Genomic DNA, 18,765 nt, shown 5'->3' with positions numbered 1-18,765 from the left:
CCTAAAAAAGGCTGGAGCATACATAATGAAATCTGCAGGTCGACATTTATTGACGCGTTTTGGCGCATTGACACTGGCGCTGGGCGTTTCTCACAGCGCATTGGCAGCGGGCTTGACCCAACAGCAACTGGGCGAATTTGCCGATAAGGCCCAACTGAATTTTGCGGTGGTTAATAACCTGGCAGCCAAGCCCGAACTGCAGTTAACCCTGGGTAACGATTCCAGCGTGGCCTTGCCTGCTGGCAAAGGCGATTGGCGCATTTACTTTCACTCTGTGCGCAAGCTCGATGCTGCACCCGAAGGCTTGACCTTGCGTCATGTGCAAGGCGATTTGCATGAGCTGGCGCCAACCGCTGACTTCAAGGGGCTGGCCCGTGGCGACAGCTTCCAGGTGCCTTACACCGCCAGTGCGAGCATGGTGAGCTACAGCGACTTTATGCCGCGCGCATTTATCACCCAGCCGGGCTTGAGGCCGGAAGTGTTTTCCAATACCGACACGGAAAACCTGCAGAACTTTGTGACGCCCATCGCCAGCGCGCAGCAGCAACAGCGCTTCTCTCCTGATCTCTACCCCATCGCCACCGCCGCAACACGCTATGAGGATAATCTCGCGGTGAATCAAGCGGCGGCCAAGGCGGATGCCAGCCCCAAAATTATCCCCACACCGGCCGAGGTGAAATATCGCAAAGGCAACGCGACACTCGATAGCAGTTGGCAAGTTCGCTATGCCGGGCGCCTGACGGGCGAGGCCAATTATCTGGTGGAACAATTAAAAGCTGCCGGTATTACGCTGACATCTGCCGCTGATCATGTGGCAGCCACCGGTAAAGTGATTGAATTGCGTGTGGATGCCTCATTGGCTACCGCCGAAGCCTATAGCCTCGCCATCGCCGCGGACAAAATCACCATTATCGGCAGCGACAATGCCGGTGCGTTTTACGGTATCCAAAGCGTGTTAAGCCTGCTGCCAGCGCAACCGGCCAGCAGCCACTCGCTGCCACAACTGAGCGTAAACGATGCACCGCGCTACAGCTGGCGCGGTATGCACTACGACATGGGGCGCAACTTTCATGGCAAAGCGGTGACTTTGCGTTTGATCGAACAAATGGCGCGCTACAAGCTTAACAAGCTGCATTTGCATCTGACGGAAGATGAAGGCTGGCGTCTGGAAATCCCCGGCTTGCCCGAGCTGACCGAGATTGGTGCCAAGCGCTGTTTCGACCTCACCGAGCAGAATTGCCTGCTCACCCAATTGGGGACCGGCCCGCACGCATCCGGTTCGGGTAATGGCTATTACTCTACAGACGACTTTATCGAGATCATTAAATTTGCCAGCGCACGTCATATCGAAGTAGTGCCGGAAATTGATATGCCCGGCCATGCGCGTGCAGCGGTGAAATCCATGGAGGCGCGCTATCACAAACTGCTCAAGGCCGGTAAAAAAGCCGAGGCTGAGCAGTATTTGTTATCCGATCCGCTGGATAAATCCCAATACATGACGGTGCAAAACTATACCGACAACTCCATCAACGTCTGCTTGTCATCGACCTATGCGTTTGTCGATAAGGTGATTTACGAGTTGCAGCAAATGTATCGCAAAGCGGGCACCAAACTCGTGACCTTCCACATGGGGGGCGATGAAGTGGGTGCAGGTTCCTGGACGGCATCGCCAGCTTGTAATGCGCTGTTTGCCAAAGGTGAGCAAGGTGTTGCTGGCCCGGCGGATTTGAAGCCCTATTTTGTGAGCAAAGTGTCCGCCATTACCTCCCTGCGCGGCCTGGATATAGCGGGCTGGGAAGATGGTTTGATGTACGACCCGAACAACACCTTCAACCGCAGCCAGTTCGCCAACAAACACGTACTGGCCAATGCCTGGGATAACATTTGGGAGTGGGGTGTTGCCGATCGCGCCTACCGTCTGGCCAATGCGGGTTATGAGCCGATTTTATCGCCCGCAACCCATTTGTATTTTGACCATCCCCACGAAGCCAACCCGGAAGAGCGCGGCTACTACTGGGCGGCGCGCTACACCGATATTGCCAAGGTATTTGGTTTTATGCCGGATAACCTCTACGCCAATGCCGATAAAACCCGCAATGGCGCACCTATTGAAAATCTGGAGGCGCTAGTTGGTCGCGCCCTGCCTGCACTGGAAAAACCGGAGAATTTGCGCGGTATGCAAGGGCAGGTCTGGACGGAAACCATTCGCACCGCCGCCCAACTGGAGCAAATGATTTATCCCCGCTTGATTCCCTTGGCGGAGCGCGCCTGGCACAAAGCCAGTTGGGAAGGGGATAAACCCAATACCAGCGCTCGCGCAGCAGAATGGGCGGCGTTTGCCCTGCAATTAAGCACCAAGGAGTTGCCGAAGCTGGCTGCATTGGGTGGCGATTTCTATCTGCCGCCACCGGGCGCCATTATCGACAAGGGCCAGTTGTTGGTAAATGCATCGCTACCCGGCCTGGCCATTGATTACAGTGTGGATGGTGGCAAAAACTGGAAGGCCTTCGCCGGTGCAGAAATAGTCGAAACAAGCTCGGTAATGGTGCGGACTCGCCTGGGCAATACCACCAGTCGTGTGGTGACTGTCAGCCCCTAAGGTGAAAACGGTCGTGTATCGCTGATACTTGGGTCGAGCAAGGATGCTTGCTCCCTGCAAATGGGCAGTGATCTATCACCGATATCCAGCACATTTGCCGATTTTGTAGTGATTTTGGGGGTGAAAACTCAATTTTGTGCGCTTTATTGCGAAATTAAAGGTTCAAGCTGTTTGATTATTCGGAAAAATTGCCTATTATTTGATCGCGCCACAGCGTTATCGCTGTATTGTGGTTGGCATAAAAACTGCTGTTTTAATTCCATGTTCCTTTGAAGACAATAATGCGCAAGGCTACCACCATGAAAGTTGATGTTCTCTCCGCCGTAACGATTATTTTTTGCGTAGGAGTTTGCATTACCCTGTTGGATCTAGGCGCTTTGGTATCCTTTGCCGAAGCTGCTGTCGAATCTGTGTCTGAGTAATTGCTTAACCCTGTTTGGGTGAGAAGGATTTTAAACCACTGCTCCCGCTTCGGCGGGAGTTGTGTTTTTGGGGCGCTGAAAATGCTGCAGGAAACTGTCTAACTCGGGTGTTTTTTTATCTATTTATGTATCTATCGCCAACACACCCGCCTCTGTCGCTATAGCAAACAGGGGAATATCCCAACTGTCGGTAGGCAGCGCATCAACCTGCTGGCAGCTATGGGCCAAGCCAATCAGATAGGGTTTGCCCGCAGGCTTTTTGTGCTTGAACGCGAAGGTTGTATCGTAAAAGCCACCACCCATTCCCAAGCGCGCACCGCGGCTATCAAACCCCACCAGTGGCATCAGTACCACATCCAATAAATTCGCAGGCAAGCGGTGTTCGCGGCGATGATCCGGCTCGGCAATACCATAGCGATTGGGGCTTAGCAGGGTATTGGCCGTAAATTCCACAAACCACAATTCCTTACTTTTACCGGGGCGCAATGTGGGTAAATAGGTGTGTTTTTCCATTTTCCACAGTTGCTGCGCAATCACCGACGGATCTATTTCGCCATCGTTGGCAATATAGAGGGCAATGTGGTGCGCGCGCATAAATTGCGGCAGTTTCATCAGGTGGCGCAGTAATAATAAGGCGGCGTGTTGCTGTTGTGCGGGCGTCAAGGCACGGCGGCGAGCGCGCAGTTCATGGCGCAATTGTTGTTTGTAGTCGCGTTGATCAGCAGCGGTGGGAGTTAACGCATCGGCCATAAGCAGCCTTAGATAATGAGCGGTCAGTTCAACTACCGCAGGGAAGAAATAAGAGACCCCGAAATGCCGCTACCAAGCTGGCCTTGAACCCATAGGTTCAAGGAGGTAGTACCTGTGGTTTTTAAGGCTTTCCGTCAGGCGGACATGCACACCAAACACAACGAGACACCACCAGTTTTGTGGAAATCGGCTCAAGGACTTGTCGGTTTGCAAACATTCCAGGGCGTGGCGCCAGTATAACCCAAGGTTACTGGCCTTCCGCAAATGAATTTATGCTTGGGTTGTGGCGGCGGTTAGGAAATATTCGTCTTAAACGCCGCTGGTAAATGTGAGGAAAATAAGCATCGGATCAGATTTAATACAAACTGGTTTTTTAACCGGCGTTGTGGTTCAAGGCGCGATCCAATTTGTCATTCAACCGCAGCAAATCGCTTTGGCTGGCGGCACTGCCACCGGCATGGCTGGCATTTTTGGCTTGCAATAATTCGTGACTCAGGTTGAGTGCCGCCATCACCGCAATACGCTCAAGGCCAATCACTGCACCGGTGCCACGAATCGCTTTCATACGCTCATCCAGCAATTGGGCGGACTCTACCAGCGCCTGGCGCTCTTCGCGCGGGCAGGCGACTTGATATTCTTTATCGAGGATTTTTACAAAAACAGTTTCGTTGCTCATTGGTGGCCCCGCTTATTCGGCGTCCAGATTACGTAAATGGGTGATCATGGCTTCCACACGGCTGCGGGCCAGTTCATTCTTCTCGATCAAGCGAACACGCTCGCGCTGCCATTCGTTTTCGCGCGCTTTAAGCTCGGCGTTTTCTTGCTGCAGGCGATTGCACTGCAGAATCAGCTTATCCAGCTTGGTTTCAAGGGCGAGTAAAAGATCGTCAGACATGATAATAATTAACCAATAAATAGCGCAGGTCGCCCACTATATTGCGCGTCCGGCATGGGGTCAATCGTGGTGCGCAAGTTAATGTAAATTCGAGAAGTTGGTTGTTATTAAATGATTAACCAATAGGTTTTAGTTGAGCTGCATCAATAGCAGGATTTGCTCTATAAAAAGTTTGCAGAGGCGCCACAGGCAATCGTGATAGCATTCCATCACTGTCGACGAGAGGCCACTATGACCGAACACACTTCCCCTGAACAACTGCTCAGCCCCCTGAATTTTGACGACCTTGCCAACCTGCTGGCGCCCCTTGGAACCCTGAATAGCCCCTCTGAATTGCATGGACTGTTGTGCGGCAAATTGGCCGGTGGTGCGCAATTGAGCGAGATCAACTGGTTGCTGGATGCTGTCGAATTTCTGGATTTTGTTGCCGCGCCCGACGAATCCGTACGTATTGCCTTGAGCAAGTTGTACCACAACACCTGCGGTCAACTGCAGGGCGAATTTGGCCTCAAACTGATGTTACCTGACGACGACTCACCCTTGGGTGAGCGCGCCCGTGCGCTCGGCGAGTGGTGTCACGGTTTCCTCACTGGTTTTGGCAGCGTGGATCATCAGGGGCAGCGTGAAATTGGCGAAGAGTCTGCCGAAATGTTGCAAGACATCGCCAACATAGTGCAAATCCAGGTGGACGATGAAGAGGATGAGCCGAGTGCAGAAGCCGACTATATGGAAGTCACTGAATATGTGCGTGTTGTAGCGAGCAGTTTGTACCTGGAATTTGCCGCTAAGGAATTAGCGGCGCCCGTTACCAGTGCGCCCGCCTCAGATACCTTGCATTAATTTTTTGCGAACACTTTTATTGTTGCGAGAACGTCCATGAGAATCAGCAAAACCGAATTCGCCCGCCGCCGCAAACAACTAATGGCGATGATGGAGCCCAACTCCATTGCCATAGTGCCAGCTGCACCTGAGCGCACCCGCAGTCGCGACACCGAATACCACTATCGTCAGGACAGTGATTTTTTATACTTGTCCGGTTTTGAAGAACCGAGTGCTGTATTGGTGTTAATCCCCGGGCGTGAGCACGGCGAGTTTGTGTTGTTTGTGCGTGAGCGCAATCGCGAGCGTGAAATTTGGGATGGTTATCGCGCAGGGCCTGAAGGTGCCTGCAGCGAATTTGACGCGGACGATGCTTTTCCCATCGATGATATCGACGATATTTTGCCGGGGTTATTGGAAGGCAAACAGCGTGTGTATTACGCCATGGGTAAAGATGCCGATTTTGACAAGCACGTTATGGATTGGGTGAATACCATTCGCGCTAAAGTACGCTCTGGCGCTACACCGCCCGGCGAATTTTTGGATTTAAGTCACTTCCTCAATGAGCTGCGTTTATTTAAAAGTGCCGCTGAATTGCGGGTGATGAAAGAAGCGGGTGAGATTTCCGCGCGCGCCCATGTGCGTGCGATGAAGGCGAGTAAAGCCGGTGTGATGGAATATCAACTCGAAGCGGAAATTTTGCATGAATTCCAAATAAGCGGTGCGCGTTTTCCGGCGTACAACACTATTGTGGGCGGCGGAAAAAATGGCTGCATTTTGCATTACATTGAAAATTCTGCGCCGCTTAAAAATGGCGATCTGGTGCTGATCGACGCTGGCTGTGAGTTGGATTATTACGCCGCAGATATCACGCGCACCTTTCCGGTAAATGGCAAATTTTCGCCCGAACAAAAAGCCCTTTATGAAATTTGCTTGCAAGCCCAGTTGGAAGCGATTGCCCAATGTAAGCCGGGCAATCACTGGAATGACCCACACGAAGCAACTGTGCGTGTCATTACCCAAGGCTTGGTAAACATCGGTTTGCTCGAAGGCGATGTGAACGAATTAATTAAAAGCGAAGCCTACAAAGAATTTTATATGCACCGCGCCGGGCACTGGTTAGGTATGGATGTACACGACGTAGGCGATTACAAAGTCGGCGGCGAATGGCGATTGCTGGAACCGGGCATGGTGATGACAGTAGAGCCAGGTATTTATGTCGCCCCCGACAATGAGCGCGTCGCCAAAAAATGGCGCGGTATTGGTATTCGTATTGAAGATGATGTTGTCATCACCAAAGACGGCAACGAGGTGCTCACCAAAGACGTACCCAAAACCGTTGCAGAAATTGAAGCATTAATGGCTGTGTAAGCTGTTACCTAAAACATCTCGCGCTCCCGGGCTTGGCTTGGGAGCGCTCAACGCAGGTCAATATCATGACCCACACCCTTGACTGTGATGTCGCCATTATCGGCGGCGGCATGGTGGGCACCAGTCTCGCCAGTTTGCTTGCTGCCAGCCAGCCGCAATTACGCATTGCATTAATTGAAGCCCAGCCGTTTGCGCAGGCAGATGAGTTGCATTTTCAGTCGAGTTTTGATGCGCGCTCTACGGCTTTATCTTACGGCACGGCGACTATTTTGCGCGAGTTGGGGTTGTGGGAAACATTGCAGCAACACATCACGCCAATTGCGCAGGTGCATGTATCGGATCGCGGTCATTTTCTTGGTGGTGTGATAGATGCAAAAGAAAATAATCTCGATGCTGTCGGTTATGTGATTGAAAATGCGTGGCTGGGCAATGTGTTGCTCGCGCATGTACAGGCACAAAAGAATATTCAGTGTTTTACGTCATCCACCGTGACGGCACTGACACCGCAACAAGATTGTGCGCTGTTGAATGTTCAAACCGACGCGCAACATTTTTTTATTAAAACCTCATTGGCAGTTATTGCGGATGGTGGCGATTCACCGCTGCGTGCCGCGCTGGGCATAGGCACGCAAACACGGGCTTATGGGCAAACCGCCATTATTACTAATGTCGAATTCTCCGAGCCGCATTGTGGTGTGGCCTACGAGCGTTTTACTGCCGATGGCCCGGTTGCCTTACTACCTCTGGGTGAATCCAATAATGCGCAGCAATCCGCCTTAGTCTGGACCTTGCCTGCGGCGGAAGCCGATGAAATTCTTAAATTACACGATGCTGAATTTCTGGTGCGTTTGCAGGAGCGTTTTGGTTTTCGCGTGGGCCATTTTACGCGGGTGGCCAAACGGTTTGCTTACCCTTTGCAATTGGTGCTGGCAGAAGAGCAAATTCGTTCGCACATTGTATTGCTTGGAAATGCCGCGCACTTTTTGCACCCGGTAGCGGGGCAGGGCTTTAATTTGGCGCTGCGCGATTGTGTCTGCCTGGTGGAAACCCTGCGCGACGCCATTGCCTTGCATCAATCCCCTGGCGATTTATCGGTACTGCAAGCCTATCTTCGCAAACAAGCGTTGGATCAACAGCTGACCATTGAATTCAGCGATAAATTAGTCCGCTTATTTTCCAATGATCAGCTGCCTTTGATTGCGCTGCGTCATCTTGGTCTACTCAGTCTGGAATCCATTCCGTTTATTAAAAACCAATTTATTGCCCAGACCATGGGAACTGCCGGTCGCCAATTTCGTTGGAAATTGCCGGAGGAGAATCCTGTAAACCCTGGTGGCGATACAGTTATGGATTCCCACTTGCATGGGAATGACGATCAGGCAATTAATAACACGGATTATGATGTGGTGATCGTCGGCGCCGGTTTGGTTGGTGCATCGCTTGCCTGTGCTATTGCACAAACCGATGCCGCGCAACATTTGCGCATTGCTGTGATTGAAAGCAATCATCATGTACAACAGTTCAGCGGTGAGCAATTTGATCCGCGTGTTGTTGCACTGACTCATGCGTCGCAATCCTTATTAACAAATATTGGTTGCTGGGATGGGATTGTTGCGCAGCGTGTGTGCGCCTATCGCGAAATGAAAGTGTGGGATGGTGAAGGCACGGCGGCCATCGAATTTGATTGCGCCGATGTGCAGCAACGCCATCTCGGCCATATCGTAGAAAACTCGGTGATTGTGAATCAATTGCGCGCGCGTATGTCTGCCTTGCCCAATATTCATCTGATTCAACCAGCAGCGGTTGTCGATGTTGTTCCGGCGGAGCCAGCGTTTCCGCGCGTGCGTATTGCTTTGGATAATGGCGCTGAAATCACTGCATCTTTAGTGATGGCTGCGGATGGCGCGACATCCCGTGTGCGCGAGTTGGCGGCATTTGCAACCCGCGAATGGGATTACGACCAGCAGGCAATTATCACCACCGTGCGCACAGAGCGACCACACGAATTTACCGCCTGGCAGCGGTTTATGCACACCGGTCCGCTGGCATTTCTACCTTTGCAGCACCAAGGCGATGCGCACCAGTGTTCCATCGTATGGTCAGCAGATGACGAACTGGCTCAGGAACTGATCGCGCTCGATGACGCGGCATTTTGTGCACGTATCACTTCCGCTTTTGAATCGCGGCTTGGGCGCGTCACCGCGTGCGACAAGCGTTATGCCATTCCCCTGCGCCAGCGTCACGCCACCAGTTATATTCAACCGGGCATCGCCTTGGTGGGCGATGCTGCACACAATATTCACCCCTTGGCCGGTCAGGGTGTGAATTTGGGTTTATTGGATGTGATCGCCCTTGTGCAGGAAATTGAGCGCGCATTGCAGCGTGGTATTCCGTTGGCGGACTATTCCATTTTGCGCCGTTACCAGCGCCAGCGCCTTGCCAGCAACCTCGGCATGATGTCGGCGATGGAAGCCTTCAAGCGACTGTTTGGCAGTCGTTCCCTTGCGGTAAATTGGCTGCGTAATACCGGTATGCGCCGACTAAACTCGATCAGCGCCATCAAAAAAATCATTATTAATACCGCGCTGGGCGTTTCCTGAGTCGCTGGTAGGGAGTGCAGTTATGAATCTGGAACTGATTTTATCGGTGGCCCCATTTGATTGGGCCGCCATAGGCACAGCGATTTTGTGCGGCACCATTATTGGCGTGGAGCGCCAGTTGCGCGGTAAACCTGTGGGGATTCGCACCTCATCGCTGATCACCTTGGGCACCTATATTTTTATTGCCGCCTCTTTATTTGCGGCATCGCATTTTTCCGGTCCGGAAAAAGTGGTCACCGACCCCTCGCGTATTATTGGTCAGGTCATTACCGGTATCGGCTTTTTGGGCGCTGGTGTGATGTTGGCGCGAGATGGATTCGTGCTGGGCGTTACCTCGGCAGCAACCATTTGGGCCTTGGCATCCATTGGTGTTGTGATTGCGATAGGTTACAACCTGGTGGCCATCAAATTGTCGTTGGTAGTGATTGTCGTGTTAGTCGGTGTAGATGTCCTGGAAGATTATTCCCAGTCATTTACTCGCGGCGTGCATAAAAAATATCAAAGCTGGCGCGGCAAAGGTAAAGCCAGTTCTGATTAATTGGTGTAAAAAAGTAACACTATTGTGGATCTACTCATGTCAAAAATACTGATTGTTGCAAACGTATTAAATGTTTTTCTGTTGTTGGTATTAATTGCATCGGTTGCCGGTTTTATTTCCTTCGGCAATGTGTATGGTTTATTTTTAGCAGCGGTAACAGCGGCGATCGCTTGGGGTGTCTATAAGCACCAGCGTTGGGGCTACTTTGCCGCTGCTGCATGGGCGCTTGCGTGTTATCAATTATCCAAACAAGGTTATGAATTCCAGGCGATTAAACGGCAGGTGATGATATTGGGTTTTAGTTTGATCCCCGTTGCACTGTTTTTGCACGAAACCCTGGGTAAAGCTGCGTCTAAATCTGCACAAAATAATGGCAAAAATAACGATATAAATCGCAAAATGCCCGATTAAATGTGTGCCTGTTACACACCATTACAAAAAGTGTCGATAATCGCTAATTTCGCCGATAAGCGCTTGACTCGCCATATCCAAGTGCTTTAATTTTGGATTGCTACAGATTGAGATCCGCACCAAGACTAGGCTTTTGTAAGACAACCGCTTGCTCAAGACACTTGGACGTACCACGACCTGAGCAATAGCTTTATTTCAAGCTATTTCACTCTGGCTTTTAGTAAAGTCGGTTTTTTTGTTCGGTCAGCTACGCTGACGTTTTAGATGCAAGATGAGGAAACTATGTCAGATCTAGTCTCTGGTGTTGTTAAGTGGTTCAACGATGACAAGGGTTATGGTTTTATTGAGCGTGAAGGCGGTGCCGATGTATTCGTACACTTCCGCGCAATTAACGGCAACGGCCGTAAAACCTTGAAAGAAGGTCAAAAAGTGACTTTCGAAGTGACCCAAGGTCAAAAAGGTCCACAAGCAGAAAACGTAACGCCACTCTAAGTTGAGTGAGTTCCGAAAGGGGTGATTGAGAAATCAATCACCCCTTGCTCTTTCGGGCAGCGTATTTTTGTAATTCTCCCTCCTCTTCTTCAAGGGTGAGCAGGATTCCTGTTTTCCCCTTATCGGCGTTGTTCATGTTTGATTTGCAATCCATTCTCTGGCTGACTCTGATTTTTCTGGCGATCTATTACTGGCGCGGCGCCTTGCTGGTGAAGGATCGTGCTTACGCCGCTGCACAAAAACGCTGTGATGAAATGCAGGTGCAATTGCTGGATGAAAATGTCTATTTGCGTCGCCTGTGGTTCAAGCGTAATGATTTGGGCAAGTTGTCGCTGTGGCGCGCCTTCTATTTTGAGTTCACTGTGACTGGTGGTGATCGCTATTATGGCCGCGTCATCATGCTTGGCTCGCGTATTACGCAGGTGGAGCTGGATCCGCATCGATTGCACTAAACGTATCTTGGCCTTAGCTTGTCATCAAACCCGACTGAAATAATGAGCGGTTATTTTTATGAGTGAAAATACATCTGATAAATCACCACACAATGCGCCTTGGGTTAACGAAAAAGTGGGTGGGTGGAAAACCAAAAGCACCCGGATCGCCTATGAAAATCCCTGGATCAGTGTGTCACACAACGAGGTTATAACCCCAACAGGAACCGATGGTATTTATGGCGTAGTGCATTTTAAAAATATCGCTATCGGTGTGGTGCCTATCGATAATGACGGCAATACCTGGCTGGTAAAACAAAGTCGCTACAGTCTCAACCAATACACATGGGAAATCCCGGAAGGCGGTTGCCCGCAAGGTGAAAGCCCACTCGCTGCCGCCAAGCGCGAGTTGGAAGAAGAAGTTGGGATGCAAGCGCGCGACTGGCAAGAATTAATGACGATGCATTTATCCAATTCCGTTACCGATGAATATTGTGTGGTATTTGTAGCGCGCGACTTATTTGCTGGTCAGCAACAACTTGAAGCCACCGAAGATATAGAGTGCAAAAAAGTGCCGCTGCAAACAGCTATTGATATGGTTAAGCGCGGTGAAATTACCGATGCAATTTCAGTGGCTGCATTGCTGCGCCTGGCGCTTGAATAATAAAACGACCGGTTTGGTAAAACGCCGCATCTCGCGGCGTTTTTTATGGGCGCTAAAGGGATTAAAGGTCTTTAATCTGCGGTAAAAAATGAAAACTCACTGCAATACGGTTCCAGGCATTGATGGTCACTATGGCGGCGGTGAGGTTTACGATTTCCTCATCACTGAAGTGATTTTTCAGTTCGCTGAAATCCTGATCGTGAATTTCGTGTTGCGCCAACAAGGTCACCTGCTCTGTCCATTTGAGGGCTGCCCGTTCCCGCGCAGAAAAGATCGGAACTTCCTTCCAGGCGGGCAGTACATCCAAACGACTTTGTTTTTCACCATCCTTGCGTGCTTCGTTGGCGTGCATGTGTTGGCAAAAGGCACAGCTATTTAATTGCGATGCACGTATTTTTACCAAGTGGATCAGTGAGTGTTCCAGTTTTCCCGCGGCTGCTTCGCCTAAGCCAATCAGCGATTGGGCCAATGCAGGTTGCAGTTTATACACATGTTGATAAGCGATACGTTCTTGCATGATGAACTCCTCAGGTTGGGTGTTGGCGTTATCATGAAGGGTAGGTGCGGCGAGGAATTGTATTTTTGCGACATGTTTGCCGGAGCAGAAAATAGTTGCTCAGAAAATTATTGTGTGGTGTTTTCCTGTGATGGTAGGTTGCGGATTTTTTCCAGTTTTTTATCCCGGTACTCGCCCGGCGTCAGCAAATGCACTTTTTGAAATTGGCGAATAAAGTGCGCCTGATCGTAAAACCCGGCTTCCTGTGCGATATCCACCAAGGGTAAGTGCGGGTTGAGGCTGATAAGTTGTCGTGCACGGCGCACACGCTGTAACTGCTTCAGGTGAACCAGTGTCAGGCCAACTTCTTGTTGGAATCGTCGCTCCAGTTGGCGGCGGCTGATATTGACTCGCGCGCTCATGTCTTCAATGGAGTCACTTGAGTGGGATAGCTGCGGCAGCAATTGCTGCACCGGCCCCAGCGTTGCCAATTGCTGCGCTGCTTGTTGCAACAGCCAGTCATCGATAAACCCAAGGCGCAGGGAAATGTGATGGGTGGCGGCCAACCGCTCGCGCAATTCGCCAAGCTGTGCATTATTGAAATCCTTGTCCAAGTCTTCCGCTGCATGATAATGGCCAACCAGTCCGGGCATATCCAGCCCAAACAATTGAAAGGCACCACCGGGGTGAAAACGAATACCGAGCAGGTCAATTGTTCCTGCAAAGTGCATGGTATTCAGGGTTTGTATCGCATTAAAGGTGACTTGCGGAATCTGGTTGGCAATAAAACGAAAATTAATATTGGTGCCGCCATCGGGGTACAGCTTTTCGCTAAAACCCTGCGCCGGTAATTGCGGGTGTTGTATGGTCCAATAACACTGGATCCAGCGTTGCAAATGCGGGTGAGGCAAAAAACTGCGAAAGCCCAGATGCGTCAATATATTGCTGGGTGGGCTTGTAGTATCCAGTGGGGCGATGACCTTGTACATGCGTCTTCCCTTGATGGTAATCACCGGCAGTGATTAATCGTTGCGATTGGGTTTGAGTAAACTGCGCAACCAATTCAGCCAACCATTGTTGCCCAGCATAAATTTATCCAGCTGATCCTGATTATAAAAATAATGTTCGGGATCTTTAAATAATAATTCGCGCTTTAACATGCGGCGATTGGGATTAATGGTTTTAATCACCCGTGCCGGGTTGCCTGCCGCGACTGTATTGGCAGGAATATCTTTTGTCACTACGGCCCCTGTACCTATCACAGCATTCTCGCCAATGTGTACACCTTTGGTGATAGTAACTCGTTCTCCCAGCCAGACATTATTTTCAATCACAACCGGTTTGGTGCAGCGAAACGGGCGAATACGGTTGTAAATGCCGTGCCAATCGCTATCGCTAATGGTGACATTTGCGGCCAGCATACAGTTGTCGCCAATGTGAATAGCGTATGCGGCTGAAATGCGCACACCGGGCGAGATCAAACAGTAATCGCCAATGCGAATTTCAGCATCGGCCTGCTTGCTGGGCCAAGTGGTTAAACGAATGCAGTTGTCGCTAGCGCAAATAATTTGTGCGTAGCGCCCGATATGAATATTGCGACCAAAAATCACCAGGCTGCGCGGGTGGGCTATTTCCGGAATAGTCCCCACACTATCAAATTGCGGCGCAATAAAACGGGCGATGTACCAGTGGTTGATGCGCTTATAAATTGCTTTGATCAGATAAGGTGTGTTGCTGCGGCGCATGAGTGGTGTCGTCGATGAGTGTATCAGTGTCTGTTAGAATGCGAGCCTTGATTATGAGTGAGAAACATTATGCTGCCAATTGCTAAACCTCAAGTAAACGCTGAGCTGGGCATTGATATCGATAAGGTAAAAGGATTTTTGGATGCCGATGAAGGGGCAGCGCTGTACACGGCCGCACTTGAAACCGCGTCATTAGGACCCTGTTTGGAAATTGGCAGTTATTGCGGAAAATCCACGGTGTATTTGGGACGTGCCTGCCAGAAAGCGAATGGGATTCTCTATGCGGTGGATCACCATCGCGGTTCGGAGGAGCATCAATTGGGTGAGGCGTATCACGACCCGCAGTTGTACGATGCGCAATGTGGAAAAATGGATAGCTTCCGTGAATTTCGCCGCACACTGGCCCTTGCTGAATTGGAAGATACGGTGGTGCCGATTGTTGCGCCCTCTGCCTTGGCCGCGCGCCATTGGGCGACGCCCCTGGGCATGGTATTTATTGATGGTGGACACAGCATGGCAGCGGCATTAACTGATTATCGCTGCTGGGCACCGCACATAGTGCGCGGTGGTTTGCTGGCAATTCACGATGTGTTTCCCAATCCCGCCGATGGTGGTCGCCCACCGTTTGACATTTGGCAACTGGCGCAGCAATCCGGTTTATTTGAACCTATGCCACTGTTAAAAACCCTGGGCATTTTGCGTCGTTTATAGAGGGCAGTAAAAATTATTTAATTACCCAAATAAGGGCAATGCCGCCGCGCACACTGTGCTTGTCCACCACTAGCGGGCTTGCGGTAATATCGGTGTGTTCAATATTGTCGTAGCGAATAAAAAATGCGAGGCGGGTAGTAAAACCCTGGTGAGTAAAACGGCGGCTGAGGGCAAGATTATTATTCCAGCCGCTGTAGCCAGCGTCGGCGCTAAACACTGTGCGTGTTGCTGTCACGTATTGCGGTGCAACGCTGTAATAATATGCGTGATAATCATCGCTGGCATAAGTAATGCCCGCGCGATAACTGAATGTCCAATCCGACAAGGTGGTGCGATACACCAGTTGTGGTTGAATGATGGAACCCACATAACCTGAGTCATCGGCACCAATCGCAAAGACAGCGCGCCAGGGCAATTGCAAATGCCAGCCCTGGCTAAAATCCTTACCGCTGAGGTTGATGTTAAACGATGGCCCCAATTCCAGCGTAGAGCCTAATTCCGGCATGCCCTCACGCAATGTATTTTTATCGGTATCCGGGGTGATGGCGGCGCTGGCACTGAGTGTAAATTCGTAGCGATTAGTGCGTAAAAAATTACCGCGCACACCATCGCGATCCGAATGAATAAAATTGCCGCGATAAATAAAATAGGGAATAGGGCTGATAAAGCTGCGGTATTCATCGGAGCCGCGATAGTCAGGTCCCGCAACCGCGCCCACCCCTAAGCCCAGCTCCCATTTTTTTTGCGTCAGCGTTTCGCGGGTATCGTCTGCCTGAGCCGGCAATATCAAGAATGCACCAAAGGCAAACAGGCTGTTCAGTGTATGGCGAAAAAACCGGGAAAAACGCATAAAAATCCTGTGATAGTAAGGAGTTAGCCCTAGGCTTACCCAGGGAGTAGCCACTGGCCCAAGGGCGACGTGCTGCGATTTTACTGGTATTCTGCTGCACTAATCCATTCTTGCCCAACCGAACGAGAGCTCTGTGAATCCTACTGCTTTTTCCAATTTACCGCTGAGTGCGGACATGCTGGCTAACCTTGAATCCCTCGGGTACAGCGAAATGACGCCGATACAAGCGCAAAGCTTGCCGCTGGTGCTTGCAGGGCGCGATGTGATCGCCAAAGCCAAAACCGGCAGCGGGAAAACCGCTGCCTTTGGTATCGCGTTGCTGGAAAAATTAAATGTGCGATTTTTTGGCGTGCAGGCATTGGTGTTATGCCCCACGCGCGAATTAGCGGATCAGGTTGCCAAAGAAATTCGCCGCCTCGCGCGCTTGACTCACAATGTGAAAGTGCTAACGCTTTGCGGCGGTGTTTCTATTGGCCCGCAAATTGGTTCCCTTGAGCGCGGTGCGCATATTGTGGTGGGAACACCCGGGCGTATTGCGGATCACATCGCCAAGGGCACATTAAAACTCGATAGCATTAACCAGTTGGTACTGGATGAAGCTGACCGCATGTTGGAGATGGGGTTTGCTGAGGATATTGATACAGTGCTTGCCGCCTGTAATGCCGAGCGCCAGACATTATTATTTTCGGCGACTTACCCGGATGATATCAAAAAAATCAGCGCGCGCTGCCAACGCGATCCGCAAATGATTGCGGTGGAATCCATTCACAGTGAAACGCACATTGAGCAACATTTTTATGAGTTGCGCGGTGATGACGAGGTATTTCCGGCGGTATTGACCCTGCTTGCCACATTTCAGCCAACCAGCTCCATTGCGTTTTGCAATACCAAACAAGCTTGCGATGAATTGCTCGATTATTTACGTAAGCAAGGTGTGAATGCCTTGGCCTTGCACGGCGATTTGGAACAGAAGGAGCGGGATCAGGTTCTGGTACGTTTCTCCAATAAAAGTTGCTCCGTGTTAATTGCGACCGACGTTGCGGCGCGCGGTATTGATATAAAAGGTTTGGATGCAGTAATCAATGTGGATTTAGCGCGCGACAGCGAAGTACATGTGCATCGCATTGGTCGCACGGGTCGTGCGGGTGAGTCTGGCTTGGCATTAAATTTGGTCGTGCAAAAAGAAGTGCACAAAATTAATCGCCTTGAAGATTACATGAAACAGTCGATTACCTTGGAATCACTGCCCGCAACAGATAAGAAATCGCTGCCAGAAACCACAATGGTGACATTGAATATCGATGGCGGTAAAAAAGATAAACTGCGCCCCGGCGATATTATTGGTGCCTTAACCAAAGACGCTGGTTTGCCTTTTGAAAAAATTGGCAAGATCGATGTGTTTGATTATGCAACCTATGTAGCGGTGGATAAATCTATCGCTCGTGTGGCGTTAGAGCAATTGAGCCAAGGCAAATTGAAAGGACGTAAATTCAGAGCACGTCGTTTGTAATAGCTAAGATATTTTAATAAGCAGCTTCTATCGAAGCTTGCTTAAACCGGTCATATAAATCTAAAAATAATCAATAAAAGGACATCTCATGGCTATAGCTGCTGTTGTCATTGCGATTTTATTGCTGGTGGTATTAATCACGGGCATCAAACTCAATCCCTTTTTAGCTTTTCTGGTGGCATCCATTGCCGCCGCGATTATGCTCGGTATTCCGTTGGAGAAAATTCCAGGCACCATTGAAACCGGCATTGGCGGTGTTCTTGGCTCCCTTGCGGTTATTTTGTGTGTGGGAGCAATGTTTGGAAAACTGGTGGCCGAGTCCGGTGCGGCACAGCAAATCAGTAGCAGCTTGATGCGCTGGTGTGGAAAAAAATACATCACCTGGGCGCTGATGCTCACCGGCTTTATTGTGGGCCTGCCATTGTTTTATAACGTGGGTTTTGTGCTGTTGGTACCCTTGGTATTTTCGGTGATGTACCAAACCAAATTGCCTGCGGTGTATTTGGGCATTCCGCTACTGGCCGCGCTTTCGGTGACTCACGGTTTTTTACCGCCGCACCCGTCGCCCGTTGCCTTGATTCCGCAATTTGGTGCTGATATGGGAACCACCCTGTTCTATGGGATTTTGGTGGCGATTCCCACCATGATTATTGCCGGGCCGCTGTTTTCCGCCACACTCAAAAATATTCACAGCGTACCGCTAGCCACATTTAAACCGACGGATTTACCCACAGCGGAATTACCCGGTATTGCCAACAGTTTTTTTACGTCGCTCTTACCGGTGTTAATGATTGCGCTATCCAGTTTGGCGATTTATCTCTTGCCCGCGGCAATTGCCCAGGCGTCCTGGGTGCAGTTGCTCAGCAACTCCATGATTGTATTGCTGATTGCGCTGGCGCTGGCGACCTATACGCTGGGTATCCGGCGCGGCATGAGTATGAGCCGCATTATGGGCATTTACGGCGATGCGATTAAAGATATTGCGGTGATTTTATTAATTGTCGCTGGTGCCGGTGCGCTCAAGCAGGTGATGGTTGACAGCGGCGTGAGTGAACAACTGGCGCTGTCGCTCAAGCATATCGCGCTCAATCCATTAATTCTGGCCTGGTTGATTGCAACGGTGATTCGTATTGCGCTGGGTTCGGCAACGGTTGCCGGGCTTACAGCGGCAGGTATTGTGGCTCCGATTATTCCGCTCACCGGCGCTGACCCCAACTTAATGGTGCTGGCGATTGGTGCGGGCAGTTTGATGTGTTCACACGTTAACGATTCCGGTTTTTGGATGTACAAGGAATATTTCAATTTAAGTGTGAAAGATACTTTCCGTTCCTGGACGCTAATGGAAACGATTGTCGGCGTGGTGGGATTAGTGGGGGTTCTGGTGTTGGATATGATTATTTAAATCTGTGCCTGCAGATAAAAAATCCCGCTGCCGGTGCCATGAGAAACCTATGGCACCGG

At 50.5% G+C, this 18,765-nt stretch carries 20 protein-coding genes and 1 other RNA gene; 13 read left to right on the top strand and 8 right to left on the bottom strand.

Translation table 11 applies throughout. From position 1 onward, the window contains the following. Positions 1–25 precede the first annotated feature (25 nt). A complete protein-coding gene (locus tag B0D95_RS12840; protein WP_078044259.1) occupies positions 26–2,599 on the top strand; it encodes a family 20 glycosylhydrolase in 2,574 nt (857 codons plus the stop codon). A gap of 299 nt (positions 2,600–2,898) precedes the next feature. After that, positions 2,899–3,021 (top strand): hypothetical protein, encoded by a 123-nt coding sequence (locus B0D95_RS21005; RefSeq protein WP_256386829.1) that lies wholly within the window; start codon positions 2,899–2,901, stop codon positions 3,019–3,021. Positions 3,022–3,144: 123 nt separating this feature from the next. Here the strand turns inward: B0D95_RS21005 and B0D95_RS12830 are convergent, their stop codons facing one another. The 4 genes from B0D95_RS12830 to B0D95_RS12815 form a co-directional block, all read right to left on the bottom strand. Further along, complete coding sequence (locus B0D95_RS12830; RefSeq protein ID WP_078044257.1) at positions 3,145–3,771, bottom strand: 5-formyltetrahydrofolate cyclo-ligase; 627 nt, start codon at positions 3,769–3,771, stop codon at positions 3,145–3,147. Between the two features lie 51 nt (positions 3,772–3,822). Beyond that, positions 3,823–3,999, bottom strand: a non-coding RNA gene (ssrS, locus tag B0D95_RS12825) — 6S RNA. A gap of 145 nt (positions 4,000–4,144) precedes the next feature. Beyond that, entirely contained in the window at positions 4,145–4,447 is a 303-nt protein-coding gene (locus B0D95_RS12820) for a cell division protein ZapA (protein WP_078044256.1), read from the bottom strand. Between the two features lie 12 nt (positions 4,448–4,459). Beyond that, positions 4,460–4,666: a TIGR02449 family protein gene (locus tag B0D95_RS12815; RefSeq protein WP_078044255.1), complete on the bottom strand. Its 207-nt coding sequence runs from the start codon at positions 4,664–4,666 to the stop codon at positions 4,460–4,462. A 231-nt stretch (positions 4,667–4,897) separates the two neighbouring features. Here B0D95_RS12815 and B0D95_RS12810 point away from each other — a divergent pair, with 231 nt between their 5' ends. The 8 genes from B0D95_RS12810 (at position 4,898) to B0D95_RS12775 (ending at position 11,992) form a co-directional block, all read left to right on the top strand. Next, on the top strand, positions 4,898–5,506 hold the full coding sequence (locus tag B0D95_RS12810; RefSeq protein ID WP_078044253.1) for a UPF0149 family protein: 609 nt from the start codon (positions 4,898–4,900) through the stop codon (positions 5,504–5,506). 36 nt (positions 5,507–5,542) lie between these two features. Beyond that, complete coding sequence (gene pepP, locus B0D95_RS12805) at positions 5,543–6,856, top strand: Xaa-Pro aminopeptidase (RefSeq protein ID WP_078044252.1); 1,314 nt, start codon at positions 5,543–5,545, stop codon at positions 6,854–6,856. Between the two features lie 65 nt (positions 6,857–6,921). Further along, on the top strand, positions 6,922–9,456 hold the full coding sequence (gene ubiH / locus B0D95_RS12800) for a 2-octaprenyl-6-methoxyphenyl hydroxylase (protein WP_078044251.1): 2,535 nt from the start codon (positions 6,922–6,924) through the stop codon (positions 9,454–9,456). A gap of 22 nt (positions 9,457–9,478) precedes the next feature. Further along, positions 9,479–9,994: an MgtC/SapB family protein gene (locus tag B0D95_RS12795; protein ID WP_078044250.1), complete on the top strand. Its 516-nt coding sequence runs from the start codon at positions 9,479–9,481 to the stop codon at positions 9,992–9,994. Positions 9,995–10,030: 36 nt separating this feature from the next. After that, a complete protein-coding gene (locus B0D95_RS12790; RefSeq protein WP_078044249.1) occupies positions 10,031–10,405 on the top strand; it encodes a hypothetical protein in 375 nt (124 codons plus the stop codon). A 282-nt stretch (positions 10,406–10,687) separates the two neighbouring features. Next, entirely contained in the window at positions 10,688–10,897 is a 210-nt protein-coding gene (locus B0D95_RS12785; protein ID WP_039912329.1) for a cold-shock protein, read from the top strand. Positions 10,898–11,031: 134 nt separating this feature from the next. After that, positions 11,032–11,349 carry a DUF3301 domain-containing protein gene (locus tag B0D95_RS12780; RefSeq protein ID WP_078044248.1) on the top strand — a complete coding sequence of 106 codons (318 nt, stop codon included), beginning with the start codon at positions 11,032–11,034 and terminating at the stop codon, positions 11,347–11,349. 58 nt (positions 11,350–11,407) lie between these two features. Next, entirely contained in the window at positions 11,408–11,992 is a 585-nt protein-coding gene (locus tag B0D95_RS12775; protein WP_078044247.1) for an NUDIX hydrolase, read from the top strand. A 61-nt stretch (positions 11,993–12,053) separates the two neighbouring features. Here B0D95_RS12775 and B0D95_RS12770 read toward each other — a convergent pair whose 3' ends face one another. The 3 genes from B0D95_RS12770 to B0D95_RS12760 all read right to left on the bottom strand — a co-directional run bounded on the left by B0D95_RS12770 (position 12,054) and on the right by B0D95_RS12760 (position 14,233). Then, on the bottom strand, positions 12,054–12,509 hold the full coding sequence (locus B0D95_RS12770; RefSeq protein ID WP_078044246.1) for a carboxymuconolactone decarboxylase family protein: 456 nt from the start codon (positions 12,507–12,509) through the stop codon (positions 12,054–12,056). Between the two features lie 107 nt (positions 12,510–12,616). After that, complete coding sequence (locus B0D95_RS12765) at positions 12,617–13,477, bottom strand: helix-turn-helix domain-containing protein (RefSeq protein ID WP_078044245.1); 861 nt, start codon at positions 13,475–13,477, stop codon at positions 12,617–12,619. Between the two features lie 33 nt (positions 13,478–13,510). Beyond that, a complete protein-coding gene (locus B0D95_RS12760; protein WP_078044244.1) occupies positions 13,511–14,233 on the bottom strand; it encodes an acyltransferase in 723 nt (240 codons plus the stop codon). Positions 14,234–14,302: 69 nt separating this feature from the next. On the opposite strand from B0D95_RS12760, the gene B0D95_RS12755 reads away from it, so the two are divergent. After that, positions 14,303–14,944, top strand: coding sequence for a class I SAM-dependent methyltransferase (locus tag B0D95_RS12755; protein ID WP_078044243.1), 642 nt, complete (start codon positions 14,303–14,305; stop codon positions 14,942–14,944). Between the two features lie 13 nt (positions 14,945–14,957). Here the strand turns inward: B0D95_RS12755 and B0D95_RS12750 are convergent, their stop codons facing one another. Beyond that, complete coding sequence (locus B0D95_RS12750; protein ID WP_078044242.1) at positions 14,958–15,794, bottom strand: MipA/OmpV family protein; 837 nt, start codon at positions 15,792–15,794, stop codon at positions 14,958–14,960. 133 nt (positions 15,795–15,927) lie between these two features. Here B0D95_RS12750 and dbpA point away from each other — a divergent pair, with 133 nt between their 5' ends. Both dbpA and B0D95_RS12740 read left to right on the top strand, forming a co-directional pair. Next, entirely contained in the window at positions 15,928–17,304 is a 1,377-nt protein-coding gene (gene dbpA / locus B0D95_RS12745) for an ATP-dependent RNA helicase DbpA (RefSeq protein WP_078044241.1), read from the top strand. 88 nt (positions 17,305–17,392) lie between these two features. Then, positions 17,393–18,706 carry a gluconate:H+ symporter gene (locus B0D95_RS12740; RefSeq protein WP_078044240.1) on the top strand — a complete coding sequence of 438 codons (1,314 nt, stop codon included), beginning with the start codon at positions 17,393–17,395 and terminating at the stop codon, positions 18,704–18,706. Positions 18,707–18,765 lie beyond the last annotated feature (59 nt).

The sequence above is a fragment of the Cellvibrio sp. PSBB023 genome (assembly GCF_002007605.1).
Lineage (GTDB): Bacteria > Pseudomonadota > Gammaproteobacteria > Pseudomonadales > Cellvibrionaceae > Cellvibrio.
Note: the sequence above shows the minus strand (reverse complement) of the source record. Positions and strands in the feature narration are given on the sequence as shown.